Here is a 13,076-nt window from a genome sequence, read left to right as displayed (position 1 = left end):
GTTATCTGATATTTGAATATTTCTTATTGCTTTGGTGTGTAGTTCAGTAACTTAAATAGTTCATTTCTTTCTTTATCTGTAAGGTCACGCCACTGTCCGACTTTTAAATTGCCGATATGAATATTCATAATTCGAATGCGCTGTAATCGCTGTACAGAATAGCCAAGTGCAGAACACATACGGCGAATTTGGCGATTTAATCCTTGCTCTAAAATAATCTTAAACACTTTAGAAGACACCTTCTCTACTCGGCAAGGTAATGTCGTTGTATCTAAAATTTCCACTCCCGAGCTCATATCATGAATAAATTGATCGGTAATCGGCTTGTCTACCTGTACGACATATTCCTTTTCATGATGATTTTCTGCCCTTAAAATTTCATTGACGATATCTCCGTCATTAGTAAGAAGCAGTAAACCTTCTGAATCTTTATCCAGACGCCCAATATGGAAAATACGAAGCGGATGATTTACAAAATCCACAACATTTCCTTCAATTTGTTTTTCCGTTGTACTCGTAATCCCAACAGGCTTATTCAGTACAATGTAAACTAATTCTTCCTGTCTTTTTACAGGCTTGCCGTCAACTAATACTTCGTCGCCTGTTTCAACTTGGCTGCCGTTTGTCGCAACAACTCCATTGATTTTTACACGGCCATCTTCTACCCATTTATCTGCACCGCGACGGGACACGATGCCGGTTTCTGCTAAAAATTTATTGATTCTCATAATTTTTCACCTACTAATAGAATATCTTCAGTATACAGGAGTCTATCTGTACTTGTAATACTTCGTTCGAAATGACAGTCGATCATCTAATGGATAAACTTATCTTTACTGGAATTTACCCATTTTATACATTTTTATTATAGTAATCTCTTCATTTTCAGTATAACAGAATAGGGAATAATAAAATAATCTGAAAATTGTAGTTTAATATTTGAAATGATTCAACTTTTCTGACAATATAATAGATGAAGATACCTCTCACAGAAAAGTGAGCTTTACAGCATGGATGTCAGCACTGCCTTTTTATGAGAAGGTATGGTCACCACAATTTGTGCAAAGGGGAGAGATTTCAATGGCAGCAGTGTATCAAAATCCAAACACGGATGGCGCATTAGTAAATTTCAAGGAGCGTTATGACAACTTTATCGGTGGTAAATGGACACCGCCAGTAAAGGGGGAGTACTTCGACAATGTTACCCCTGTTACGGGCAAAGTATTTACCCAGGTCGCGCGTTCTACGGAAGAAGATATCGAGCTTGCTTTAGATGCAGCCCATGCGGCAAAGGATGCCTGGGGTAAGACATCGGCAACTGAACGCTCGAATATTTTACTGAAAATTGCAGATCGTATGGAACAAAATTTAGAAATGCTGGCCGTTGCAGAAACATGGGATAACGGTAAAGCAGTACGTGAAACTTTGAATGCAGATTTACCTTTGGGCATTGATCACTTCCGCTATTTTGCGGGTGCTTTACGTGCACAGGAAGGATCTCTTAGTCAGATTGATGAAAATACAGTGGCCTATCACTTCCATGAGCCGATTGGTGTAGTTGGACAAATTATTCCATGGAATTTCCCACTATTAATGGCTGTATGGAAACTGGCGCCTGCACTTGCTGCAGGAAACTGTGTCGTATTAAAGCCGGCTGAGCAAACACCAGCATCAATTTTAGTGCTTGTTGAGCTGATTGAAGATTTACTTCCACCAGGTGTGCTGAATGTTGTAAATGGCTTCGGTTTAGAAGCAGGAAAGCCGTTAGCATCGAATCCGCGCATCGGTAAAATAGCATTTACAGGTGAGACGACGACTGGTCGCCTTATTATGCAATATGCATCTCAAAATCTGATTCCGGTTACTCTGGAATTGGGCGGTAAATCACCGAACATTTTCTTTGAAGACATTATGGATGCAGACGATGCATTTTTGGATAAAGCGGTTGAAGGCTTCGTATTATTCGCTTTAAACCAAGGTGAAGTATGTACATGTCCTTCTCGTGCACTTATTCAGGAATCAATCTACGAGAAATTTATGGAGCGCGTATTAAAGCGTGTTGAAGCAATTAAAACAGGCAACCCTTTAGATACAGATACAATGATGGGTGCTCAGGCATCATCGGAACAAATGGAAAAAATCCAATCCTATTTACAAATTGGTAAAGAGGAAGGCGCGGAATGCTTAATCGGCGGCGAGAAAAATGATTTAGGCGGTGATTATGCAGACGGCTACTATATTAAACCGACTGTATTTAAAGGTCATAATAAAATGCGTATTTTCCAGGAAGAAATTTTCGGCCCGGTTGTTGCTGTAACAACATTTAAGACGAAAGAAGAAGCGTTGGAAATCGCAAATGATACATTATATGGATTAGGATCAGGTGTATGGACACGTGATATGAATACTGCTTACCGCTTTGGCCGTGGTATTCAGGCGGGACGTGTATGGACGAACTGCTATCATGCATATCCAGCACATGCGGCGTTTGGGGGCTACAAAATGAGTGGTGTTGGTCGCGAAAACCATAAAATGATGTTAAGCCACTATCAACAAACGAAAAACTTGCTAGTAAGTTATGATGAAAACCGCTTAGGCTTCTTCTAAGAGAGGGGGTGCAGAATTTGGTTGATCGCGTTATAGCAACCGAAGCAGCACTACAGTTGATCGAGAAATTGAAAGAGCGCCACGGCCCGGTTATGTTCCATCAATCGGGAGGCTGCTGTGATGGTTCGTCCCCAATGTGCTATCCGGATGGCGATTTAATTATCGGCAACCAGGATATATTGCTCGGTCATATTGGCGGAAGTCCATTTTATATGCACAAAAACCAATATGATTATTGGAAGCATACACAGATTATTATTGATGTCGTCGATGGGCGTGGCGGAATGTTTTCGTTAGAGGGCGTCGAAGGAAAACGCTTTTTATCTAGATCACGGGCTTTCACAAAAGAAGAGCTTGATGAGCTTCAAGTATAAAGTTGTAAAAGAGGAATGCTGGTTCAACAATCAGTATTCCTCTTTTTTGTGGAGAAAAAATCAAATTTTTTTCACTTTAAAATTTTAGGCGTATAATCAAAGAAAGGAGGGTGTACTGATGGAACAAACAGCTTTTATACAATTACTTAAAAATAATAATGAGCGGATGGAGCTTTTTTTCGGTGCGGACGTACAAAGTGCTGCCAGGATACCATTAGCGGTACAATTTACATTTTCACGTGAAACATTTAATGGCCCTGCATTTGAGAAGAATGTAAAAGAAGTACATAATCAAAAATCAAGGCAATCACTTTTCGAGTTTTTCTCTACACCATCAAATAATTCAATTTTAACATATAAAATGTTAGCCCATTTCGCATTGCACCCACAACCTGAGCAGGAGCTTCATCGTTTAAAGTTAAATGAAAAGGCATTATTGAATGCAGGGTTTAAATCCAGCAGCTATCAAAGAATCGCGGCCCTTTTTTTAGTGGATGAAGCACATGCTGGAAAAGCAAAAGCATTACATGATGAAATGAAAAAACATCATTTTTTCCTGACCGGTAAAGATGATATTCCATATGCAGTTTTACTGACAAAAAAGCAAAATAATACGGTTAAGCTAGCTCAAACAATGCGGAAATACTATGATGCCTTGCACGGCAAAGGTTTTAAAAATGGGGATGCCTTGCAAGCAATGACACAGCTATTGCCATTGTATGATGAGGAGTTTCAGCCGGTATTAGTTGATTATGTAGTCGCGATGAAGCAGTCATTTTTAAATAATGGTGTGAAAGTGAAGAAAAGGTCTTATCCATATTTAGCATTGCTGGCGTTAGTAGGGGCTTCATCGGAAGTTGTCGATGAAATTGTTGAAATGGAACGAGCACTCGCTAAGCTCCCGATGTTTACTGGGATGCAAGCGTATGCTTTAATGACCGCTGCCCAGTATGTGCTGAAAAGGTTAATTGAAAACGAATTGTTATCTCATTTCAATGATAGTTTATTATTTTTGCAGGCTCTTGAGATGAGCGATTATATAGATGATATCCCAATTTTACTTGCCATCGATATTCTCGATATATTTTTTTAATTTGGGTAAACAATAGTAAGGAGTGAATAAAATGAAACAGACAAAATTATGGATTAACGGCATTTGGGAAAGTACAAATAAAACAAGTAAGTTAACGGCACCTTATACAGGAGAATTGCTTGCAAATGTAGCAAAAGCATCGGCAGGGGACGTGGAGCGCGCAATCGAAGGCGCACATCAAGCATTCAAATCATTCAAAAATACGACTGCTTATGAGCGCGCAGAAATTTTATACAAAGTCGTGGAAATCATGCGTGAACGTAAAAACGAGCTTGCAGAAATTTTAGCAGATGAAGCTGCAAAACCAATCTCTGCAGGGCTTACTGAATTGGATCGTACTATTGCGACGTATCAATTTGCTGCAGAGGCGGCTAAACAAAGTACAGGCGAAACGATTCCGATGGATGCAGCACCAGGTGTAAAAGATCGAATCGGTTATACAAAGCGAGTACCTTTAGGCGTAGTTTCGGCAATTACACCATTTAATTTTCCATTTAATCTCGTAGCGCATAAATTAGGTCCAGCCTTTGCTGTAGGGAACACAGTTGTACTAAAGCCTGCATCTCAAACCCCGTTAAGTGCACTTGCGATGGCGGAAATTTTCAAAGAAGCAGGTTTACCGGACGGCGCATTGCAAATCGTGACAGGTAGCGGCGGGGAATTGAGCGAGACACTCGTAACACATCCGCTTGTGAAAAAAGTGACGTTTACGGGTAGTGGTGCGGTTGGCTTGAAGATTAAAGAAAAAGTCGGCTTGCGGAAAATTACACTAGAGCTTGGATCAAATGCGGCACTCATTGTTGAGCCTTCAACACCGCTTGAAAAAATTATGAAACGCTGTGTAGGCGGTGCATTTGGATTTGCAGGACAAGTATGTATTTCATTGCAACGAATTTATGTTCATTCTTCAATTTATGAAGCATTTACAAAGGCATTTGTAGAAGAGACAAAGAAACTAGTTGTCGGTGATCCGCATAATGAAAAAACGGATGTGAGTGCAATGATTCACCCGGATGAAGTTAGCCGTATAAAAGAATGGATTGAACAGGCGAAACAGCAAGGTGCAACGGTTGCAACGGGAGCTGAATTTACAGAGCGTACTTGCTCCCCAACTGTCATGACGAATGTGAAGTCCGATATGAAAATTGTTTGCCAAGAGACTTTTGCGCCGATTGTCTCCATTGTGCCATATGATACGCTGGACGAAGCAATTGCACTTGTAAATGAATCGGAGCTTGCGTTAAATGCTGGTATTTACACAAATGTATTAACAGATGCAATGAAGGCCGCGGAAGAAATTGAAGCAGGTGCGGTCATCATTAACGATATTCCAACATTCCGTGTAGATAATATGCCGTATGGGGGCGTCAAAATGAGCGGATATGGTAAAGAAGGCATTAAGTATGCAGTAGAAGAAATGACCGATTTAAAATTTATTACAATGAAGTTGAAATATGAATAGTTTGTACTAGCACTTCCATCTTCCGAATAGTAACATGGAGTGTAGTCTAGAAAGGAGGAAGATTATGAAAAATACTCTGCCAATGAGCTTTTCAAAATCTATCCAAACACGATTAGTACTGCCTCCTGATACAAATCATCATCAATCGATATTTGGAGGGAAAGTGTTAGCATATATTGATGAAATTGCTGCGATTGCAGCAATGAAACATTGCCAAGGTGAAGTCGTTACTGCTTCTTTTGACTCAGTAGACTTCGTATCTTCTGCCTATGCAGGTGATATGATTGAACTGGAAGCTGTTGTATCTGGAACAGGTCGTACTTCGATGGAAGTATATGTACGGGTTGTATCAAGAAATATTAAAACAGGTGCAAAGAAATTAACGACGGAATCTTTCGTAACGATGGTCGCGATTGACGAAAAGGGCAAGCCGAAAGAAGTGCCGGGAGTTGAACCGGAGACCGATTTCGAACGTCATTTATTTGAAACAGGCCCAATTCGTCAGGAACATCGAAAACAAAAGCGTGCACTATCAAAAAAACGTCGTGCATAAAAAAGGGGATATCAAAGGCGAAATGCCATTGATATCCCTTTTTGGTATTAAGCAAAATTAATCATGCAGTTCCTGGACAATGTGCAGCAATGAATCGGATGATGTCATGACATCATTTGTTGTATGTGTCAAACCGGTAATAACAGAAGAAATGGCATGAATGTCTTCATTCGTGTTTTCATATTGCGTTTTAATTCCATGTACCGCTTCTGTAATCGATGTAAAGGAATCCGCCAGGCTTTTTTGCGTATCAACACTCATTTTTACTTGCTCATCAACACTTGAAACAGAGTCGGACATTTGTGAAATACTAAGTTCGGTTTCTTTAATTAAATGAGAGACGTTTTGAACCGCATTTTTAGTTTCTTCAGCAAGCTTTCGGACTTCATCAGCTACTACGGCAAACCCTTTCCCGTGCTCACCTGCACGTGCTGCTTCAATCGATGCATTTAATGCAAGCAAGTTTGTCTGATCAGCAATACCTGTTACCAATCCTACAATTTCGGCAATTTTTTTAGACGATTGACGGAGTTTAACCATTGACGATTCAAGTGTATCCACACGATCCAAAATGTTGGTCATGATTGCTGTCTGGTTAATTAAATATGTAGTACCTGTTGTTGATTTATTTTCTGTTTCCGCTACTAAATTTAAACCTTGTTTTGTATTGGAAGCAATTTCTTCTGATTGGCTCGCAATTTCCTGTAATGATGCATTTGTTTGATCACTAATATGCGTTAACTCTTGTGCAGTATGTTGAATTCGCTCTACAATTCTGTATTTTACATCTAAACTTTCAGTACGAATTCGTTGCTCTTCTTTTTCATATGCTTCAATGACAAGCTGTTGCTCGAAGTTAATGAGTTTTGAAAAAGCATCAACTGCTTTAGCCATGTCAATATTCGACATTTCTATTTTACTGATGAAGTCGATAAACGTTGTCATTAGCGATTGGAATGAAGCGATATACCACTTGGATTGAAGTCCGATTTTGACATGGACATGCGCAATCGTTTGTCGCTCTTCTATATAATGTGAATCGATATTACAGTTGAACATCGCTTCTAAATGCTTCGTTAATGTACCTTTTAGACGATCCATTCGAGCTGAACTCCCAATAATATCTACGAGTTCCGGACTTAAACTGATTGCACCGTAAAACTTTTCCACCATATTCGGGACAACCTGTTGTGCAAAAGGTTCTAACTGTTTAATTACAGCTAAATCCTCTTTCGTTAATTTTAGCAACTCAATCTGTTTGTGTAAGTTAGGATAGGTTGAAACATCCAGATTTACTTGCTGTGCATAATTAGCTATATCAAAATATGGCTTGTTTGAAACTTTTGTCGCTCTTGAAAACAGAATACCCATGTTCTTCCTCGTTTCGTCTATTTATTAAATAATACTCTATTACTGTTTATATCGGATCATATCAGTATTATTCTATAAGGATAAAAAATTTACAGTAATTTGTATATGAGGTAATATAATAACTAATTAAAATGGATGCAGTAAATAGTGAAAGGCGTTGTATTAATGAAGTTTCATAAAGGGCGTTTGAAATTTGTTATACCATTGTCACTTGGGGTGGCGATCGCATCGTATATTATGCTTGTAAACAATTATGCAGAAGTAGGCGACCGTGACCGAATTTTAATAGTTATAGGAGCAACCATCTTAACGGCGATTATTTCCTACTTCTTATTTCCACAAGAAGGGGACAACCCGAAAGATAGAGGCCCATATTGACCAAATACAGACATGACCGGAAATCTCGAAATAAAAATTCGGGATTTTTTGCCCTCTCTATGAAACTTTTACGAATATTATCCGTAAATAAGCTAATAAACTAAAGTGAGGTTGATAACAAATGGAATCTAAATGGTCGAAAATCATCATTCATGCCAGTGCATTCTTTGCGCCGTTCTTAGTACCGATTCTGTTTTTCTTAATAAGTTCTGAAGATGAAGTAAAGCGTACAGCGATTCAAGCATTGCTTTTCCAAATCGTATTCGGTATCTTCATAGCGATTGCAGGTGTCCTTTCAGTTATATTAATTGGTTTACCATTCCTGTTAGTATTTTTAGCCATCTTCTGGATTGCACCGATCATCGGTATTGTTAAAGCATTGTCTGATCAGCACTGGAATTATCCAATCGTCGGACGCTGGGTATAATTTATCCTCGTCTTGGCAAAGTTTATAAAAGCGGTAAGGTTTGTTTAAAAAACACCTTACCGCTTTTTTACATAAATAGGGATTTATTAATGTGAAAATAGGGAAACCTAAAACAAGAGTGATTAGTTGCATTTCGAAAAATAAATATTGTATATTTAAGTCAAAGATAGTCAAAGTCAGTTGATGAGAGGTGAGAGACAGCATGAGGAATATATCTGACATAATTGAAGGGTATTTGAAGGAAGTTATTGAATTAGAGGGACAGGGACATATTGAAATAAAGCGAAATGAATTAGCAAAGCAATTTGCCTGTGCTCCTTCCCAAATCAATTACGTTATCAATACGCGTTTCACGACCGAGCATGGCTACTATGTAGAGAGTAAGCGGGGTGGTGGCGGTTATATTCGGATTTTGCGTGTAACAATCCACTCTAAGAAAAATTTACTGGACGAAATGGAAACACAAATAGGTAACGCCATAGCCCAAACTAATGCTGAGCGTATTATTTTCCGTTTATTGGAAGAGGATATCATTACAGAGCGAGAAGCAAGCATTATGAAGGCCGCTTTAGATCGTGTCACATTACAGGTAGCTTTACCGTTGCGTGATCAGCTAAGAGCGCGGATTATGCACGCAATGCTACAAACGATTTCTTTTGAAAAGTAGAGGTGGATTATTATGATATGTGAGCATTGTAAACAGCGTCATGCCAATGTTACCGTTACTCAAGTTCACAATGGTCAAAAAGTCGAGCGTCACTACTGCGAAGTATGTGCAACTCAATTTCATCCATTTCAATTTGACGTAAATGAAGAGCCTGCATCTCTTCAGCAGCTTATTTCAAATTGGTTTAATTTTGTGCCTGTGAATGCAAAGAAAGAAAGCACGACAACAAATACTGCCAGCCCAAAATCCTGCCCATCCTGTGGGTTTACGTACCGACAGTTTTTAAAGCAAGGCAAATTTGGATGCGGTCAATGTTACGAAACATTTAGTGAGCAATTACCACAGCTACTTGAACGTCTGCAGGCAGGTACTCAGCATGTAGGATATGTGGAAGAAGGACCTTCAAAAGAAAAAGTGGAACAACAAATCCAAGAGCTTCGTTCATCACTGCAGCAAGCAATTGAGGAAGAGCGTTTTGAGGATGCAGCTTCCATACGTGATGAAGTTAGGGAATTGGAAAGTAAAATAAAACAGGAAGGTGAGGGGAACGCATGAACATCGAGCATTTTTTAACGAATGCCAGTCCCAGCTGGATGCAGCACGAAAGCGATTCAGATATCGTCATTAGCACGCGCATTCGGCTTGCTCGTAATATTGCCAATACTCGATTTCCGATTAGTTTTACAGAACAGGAAGCACAAATGATCGAAGAAAAAATGATGCAGTCATTATTATCTTTAGATGACAACCCGTATCAGTTTTCTTATTTCCAAATAAAAGATATGCCCGTTTTACAACGCCAAATTTTAGTGGAGAAGCATTTGATCAGTCCGAATTTGGCACGAAGAAAAAAAATTGGATCATTTTTTTTAACAAAAGATGAATCCATTAGCATATTAGTAAATGAAGAGGATCATATTCGTATACAGAGTCTTACGCAAGGAATGAATTTAAAAGAAGCATTTGATAAGGCTCGTAATATTGACCGCTACTTAAGTAAGTCAATTAATTACGCATATGAAGACCGCTATGGTTATTTGACAAGTTGCCCAACAAATGTCGGAACAGGGCTTCGAGCATCTGTCATGCTCCATTTACCTGCACTCACAATGATGAAACAGATGAATCCATTAATTCAGATGATGACACGATTAGGAATGGTTGTGCGGGGTATATATGGGGAAGGCAGTGAAAATTTAGGCAATATTTATCAAATCTCGAATCAGATTACACTAGGTAAATCAGAAGAAACGATTTTACAGGAGCTTCAGGATGTTGTCGAGCAAGTTATCAAAAAGGAAGAGCTTGCACGCAAAAATTTATTGATGCGTGCCCCCTCCGCGTTGGAAGACCGTTTAAGCCGTTCACTCGGTACGTTAAAGTACGCAAAAATTTTAACGAGTGAAGAAGCGGCAAGCTGTTTATCAAATGTGCGTCTTGGGGTAAGTTTAGGATTATTAGAAGCAATTTCACAGCGTAAACTAAATGAGTGCATGCTTATTATGCAACCTGGACTCATTCAGCAATATATTGGTACTACGTTACAACCGGCAGAACGCGACATGTATCGTGCGAAGCTGTTGCAAGAAAAGTTAAACGAGCAAGATGAAGCTACAAACAATGGGGAAAAAGGAGAGGATTTTCTATGATGTTTAATCGATTCACACAACGTGCTCAAAAGGTATTACAACTTGCTCAAGAAGAGGCAATTCGTCTTAAGCATAAAGAAATCGGAACAGAACATATTTTACTTGGCTTAATTCGTGAAGGTGGCGGAATTGCCGCTAAAGCTTTGGAAGCAATTAATATTAGCCCTCAAATGATCGAAACCGGCATTGAGGAACTTGTTGGGAAAGGCACAGAAGATGTAGGTCCTATCGTTCACTACACACCACGTGCTAAAAAGGTAATCGAACTTTCATTGGATGAATCGCGTAAATTAGGGCATGCATATGTCGGAACAGAGCATATTTTATTAGCTTTAATTCGTGAAGGTGAAGGCGTTGCTGCCCGCGTATTGGCGAATACAGGTGTAAGTATCAATAAAGCCCGCCAACAAGTTTTACTGTTATTAGGCAACAATGACTCAAACACTAGCGGTAATTCCAGTATGACGCAAACAGTAAATACACCAACACTTGATAGTTTAGCCCGCGATTTAACAGCGGTGGCGCGTGAAGGTTCACTTGATCCGGTTATCGGCCGCTCTAAAGAAATTACACGTGTTGTAGAAGTACTGTCACGTCGTACAAAAAACAACCCGGTACTAATCGGGGAGCCGGGTGTAGGTAAAACGGCCATTGCAGAAGGATTGGCACAGCAAATCATCAATAATGAGGTACCTGAAACATTACGCGATAAACGTGTTATGACGCTCGATATGGGAACGGTTGTTGCAGGTACAAAATATCGTGGGGAATTTGAAGACCGTCTTAAAAAGGTGATGGATGAAATTCGTCAGGCCGGCAATATTATTTTATTCATCGATGAGCTTCATACATTGATCGGTGCAGGTGGTGCAGAAGGTGCGATTGATGCATCGAATATTTTAAAACCATCATTGGCACGAGGCGAACTTCAATGTATCGGTGCAACTACATTGGATGAGTACCGCAAATATATTGAAAAAGATGCAGCATTAGAGCGTCGTTTCCAACCGATCCAAGTTGATGAGCCATCTGTTGAAGAAACAATCCAAATTATTAATGGCTTGCGTGACCGTTATGAAGCACATCACCGTGTGAAAATTTCGGATGAAGCGGTAGAAGCAGCAGCAAAATTATCAGATCGTTATATTTCGGATCGTTTCTTACCGGATAAAGCAATTGACCTAATTGATGAGGCTGGTTCAAAAGTGCGCTTACGCTCTTATACTGTTCCACCTAATTTAAAAGAGTTAGAAGATAAGCTGGAAGGCATTAAGTCTGAAAAGAATGCTGCTGTTTCAGGACAGGAATTTGAAAAAGCTGCTGCATTGCGTGATACGGAGCAGAAGCTGAAACAAGAGCTTGAACAACTTAAAAAAGAGTGGAAAGAAAAACAAGGAAAAGAAGAATCTACAGTATATGTAGACGATATTGCACAAGTGGTAGCAATGTGGACGGGAATTCCTGTTTCGAAAATTGCACAGGCTGAATCTGCGAAGTTATTAAATCTTGAAGAAGAATTACACAAACGCGTAGTTGGTCAAGGTGAAGCAGTAGAAGCAATTTCCCGTGCAATCCGTCGTGCCCGTGCCGGCTTAAAAGATCCAAAACGTCCAATCGGTTCATTTATCTTCCTTGGACCTACTGGTGTCGGTAAAACGGAACTTGCACGAGCACTTGCTGAAGTAATGTTCGGTGATGAAGATGCAATGATCCGTGTAGATATGTCCGAGTATATGGAGAAACATTCGACTTCTCGTTTAGTCGGTTCACCTCCAGGCTATGTAGGATTTGATGATGGCGGTCAATTAACAGAAAAAGTTCGTCGTAAACCATATTCAGTTGTACTGCTGGATGAGATCGAAAAAGCGCACCCGGATGTATTCAACATCTTATTACAAGTGTTGGAAGACGGCCGCTTAACTGACTCAAAAGGTCGTGTAGTTGATTTCCGTAATACAGTTGTCATTATGACATCGAATGTTGGGGCAGATGCACTGAAATACCGCAAACATGTTGGCTTCGGCGCCGGTTTAAATGCATCGAAAGATAAAGACATGAAGAGCACAATGCTGGAAGAACTGAAAAAGGCGTTCCGTCCAGAGTTCTTAAACCGTATTGATGAAATGATCGTATTCCATTCATTAGAAAAGGATCACTTAAAAGAAATCGTATCATTAATGGCGAATTCATTAAAGAAACGTCTAAAAGAGCAGGATATCGAACTGCAGCTTACAGATGCAGCGCTTGAGAAAATTTCAGAAGAAGGTTATGATCCACAATATGGTGCGCGTCCATTACGCCGTGCATTACAAAAACATGTGGAAGACCGCTTATCCGAAGAACTGTTAAAAGGTACATTGGATAAAACACAAACAGTCGTACTTGACTATGTAAATGATGAGTTTGTCGTACGTACACAAGAAAAAGTAGCAACAAATTAGCAAGACCAGACGAGTCGGGATAGTTCCTGCCTCGTCTTTTTTATGCAGACTGAA

General features: G+C 39.6%; 13 protein-coding genes. 11 read left to right on the top strand and 2 right to left on the bottom strand.

Translation table 11 applies throughout. From position 1 onward, the window contains the following. Positions 1-23: 23 nt before the first annotated feature. Positions 24-728 (bottom strand): 23S rRNA pseudouridine(2604) synthase RluF, encoded by a 705-nt coding sequence (gene rluF, locus MHH37_RS20625; protein ID WP_087617878.1) that lies wholly within the window; start codon positions 726-728, stop codon positions 24-26. 352 nt (positions 729-1,080) lie between these two features. Between rluF and adh the strand changes: the two genes are divergently transcribed. From adh to MHH37_RS20600, 5 genes are all read left to right on the top strand, one after another. Beyond that, positions 1,081-2,607 (top strand): aldehyde dehydrogenase, encoded by a 1,527-nt coding sequence (adh, locus tag MHH37_RS20620; protein ID WP_008407036.1) that lies wholly within the window; start codon positions 1,081-1,083, stop codon positions 2,605-2,607. A 17-nt stretch (positions 2,608-2,624) separates the two neighbouring features. Beyond that, positions 2,625-2,981, top strand: a complete 357-nt coding sequence (locus MHH37_RS20615; protein ID WP_087617877.1) for a DUF779 domain-containing protein — start codon at positions 2,625-2,627, stop codon at positions 2,979-2,981. Between the two features lie 118 nt (positions 2,982-3,099). Beyond that, the gene (locus MHH37_RS20610; protein ID WP_342574460.1) at positions 3,100-4,074 is read left to right on the top strand and encodes a DUF4003 family protein; all 975 of its coding nucleotides are present in this window, start codon (positions 3,100-3,102) and stop codon (positions 4,072-4,074) included. 31 nt (positions 4,075-4,105) lie between these two features. After that, positions 4,106-5,536 (top strand): aldehyde dehydrogenase family protein, encoded by a 1,431-nt coding sequence (locus MHH37_RS20605; protein ID WP_342574459.1) that lies wholly within the window; start codon positions 4,106-4,108, stop codon positions 5,534-5,536. Positions 5,537-5,600: 64 nt separating this feature from the next. Further along, the gene (locus MHH37_RS20600; RefSeq protein ID WP_342574458.1) at positions 5,601-6,089 is read left to right on the top strand and encodes an acyl-CoA thioesterase; all 489 of its coding nucleotides are present in this window, start codon (positions 5,601-5,603) and stop codon (positions 6,087-6,089) included. A 57-nt stretch (positions 6,090-6,146) separates the two neighbouring features. Here MHH37_RS20600 and MHH37_RS20595 read toward each other — a convergent pair whose 3' ends face one another. Further along, a complete protein-coding gene (locus MHH37_RS20595) occupies positions 6,147-7,460 on the bottom strand; it encodes a globin-coupled sensor protein (RefSeq protein WP_342574457.1) in 1,314 nt (437 codons plus the stop codon). A 165-nt stretch (positions 7,461-7,625) separates the two neighbouring features. Here MHH37_RS20595 and MHH37_RS20590 point away from each other — a divergent pair, with 165 nt between their 5' ends. The 6 genes from MHH37_RS20590 to MHH37_RS20565 all read left to right on the top strand — a co-directional run bounded on the left by MHH37_RS20590 (position 7,626) and on the right by MHH37_RS20565 (position 13,022). Then, complete coding sequence (locus MHH37_RS20590; protein ID WP_014822397.1) at positions 7,626-7,838, top strand: hypothetical protein; 213 nt, start codon at positions 7,626-7,628, stop codon at positions 7,836-7,838. A 121-nt stretch (positions 7,839-7,959) separates the two neighbouring features. Beyond that, positions 7,960-8,265 (top strand): DUF4870 domain-containing protein, encoded by a 306-nt coding sequence (locus MHH37_RS20585; protein ID WP_008407029.1) that lies wholly within the window; start codon positions 7,960-7,962, stop codon positions 8,263-8,265. A 202-nt stretch (positions 8,266-8,467) separates the two neighbouring features. Beyond that, positions 8,468-8,932 carry a CtsR family transcriptional regulator gene (locus tag MHH37_RS20580; RefSeq protein WP_008407027.1) on the top strand — a complete coding sequence of 155 codons (465 nt, stop codon included), beginning with the start codon at positions 8,468-8,470 and terminating at the stop codon, positions 8,930-8,932. A 12-nt stretch (positions 8,933-8,944) separates the two neighbouring features. Continuing rightward, positions 8,945-9,487, top strand: coding sequence for a UvrB/UvrC motif-containing protein (locus MHH37_RS20575; protein WP_008407026.1), 543 nt, complete (start codon positions 8,945-8,947; stop codon positions 9,485-9,487). After that, positions 9,484-10,581 carry a protein arginine kinase gene (locus tag MHH37_RS20570; protein WP_014822399.1) on the top strand — a complete coding sequence of 366 codons (1,098 nt, stop codon included), beginning with the start codon at positions 9,484-9,486 and terminating at the stop codon, positions 10,579-10,581. Before MHH37_RS20575 ends, MHH37_RS20570 begins: the two co-directional genes overlap by 4 nt. Next, positions 10,578-13,022 (top strand): ATP-dependent Clp protease ATP-binding subunit, encoded by a 2,445-nt coding sequence (locus tag MHH37_RS20565; protein WP_014822400.1) that lies wholly within the window; start codon positions 10,578-10,580, stop codon positions 13,020-13,022. Before MHH37_RS20570 ends, MHH37_RS20565 begins: the two co-directional genes overlap by 4 nt. Positions 13,023-13,076 lie beyond the last annotated feature (54 nt).

It is taken from the genome of Solibacillus sp. FSL K6-1781 (assembly GCF_038630735.1).
Lineage (GTDB): Bacteria > Bacillota > Bacilli > Bacillales_A > Planococcaceae > Solibacillus > Solibacillus silvestris.
This window is presented reverse-complemented; position numbering and strand designations above follow the sequence as displayed.

Excerpts from the sequence above, each read along its gene's own strand:
- MHH37_RS20610 (WP_342574460.1), top strand. The coding sequence starts at position 3,100 with ATGGAACAAACAGCTTTTATACAATTACTTAAAAATAATAATGAGCGG.
- MHH37_RS20590 (WP_014822397.1), top strand. The coding sequence starts at position 7,626 with ATGAAGTTTCATAAAGGGCGTTTGAAATTTGTTATACCATTGTCACTT.
- MHH37_RS20580 (WP_008407027.1), top strand. The coding sequence starts at position 8,468 with ATGAGGAATATATCTGACATAATTGAAGGGTATTTGAAGGAAGTTATT.
- MHH37_RS20570 (WP_014822399.1), top strand. The coding sequence starts at position 9,484 with ATGAACATCGAGCATTTTTTAACGAATGCCAGTCCCAGCTGGATGCAG.
- MHH37_RS20575 (WP_008407026.1), top strand. The coding sequence starts at position 8,945 with ATGATATGTGAGCATTGTAAACAGCGTCATGCCAATGTTACCGTTACT.
- adh (WP_008407036.1), top strand. The coding sequence starts at position 1,081 with ATGGCAGCAGTGTATCAAAATCCAAACACGGATGGCGCATTAGTAAAT.
- MHH37_RS20605 (WP_342574459.1), top strand. The coding sequence starts at position 4,106 with ATGAAACAGACAAAATTATGGATTAACGGCATTTGGGAAAGTACAAAT.
- MHH37_RS20595 (WP_342574457.1), bottom strand. The coding sequence starts at position 7,460 with ATGGGTATTCTGTTTTCAAGAGCGACAAAAGTTTCAAACAAGCCATAT.
- rluF (WP_087617878.1), bottom strand. The coding sequence starts at position 728 with ATGAGAATCAATAAATTTTTAGCAGAAACCGGCATCGTGTCCCGTCGC.
- MHH37_RS20565 (WP_014822400.1), top strand. The coding sequence starts at position 10,578 with ATGATGTTTAATCGATTCACACAACGTGCTCAAAAGGTATTACAACTT.
- MHH37_RS20585 (WP_008407029.1), top strand. The coding sequence starts at position 7,960 with ATGGAATCTAAATGGTCGAAAATCATCATTCATGCCAGTGCATTCTTT.
- MHH37_RS20600 (WP_342574458.1), top strand. The coding sequence starts at position 5,601 with ATGAAAAATACTCTGCCAATGAGCTTTTCAAAATCTATCCAAACACGA.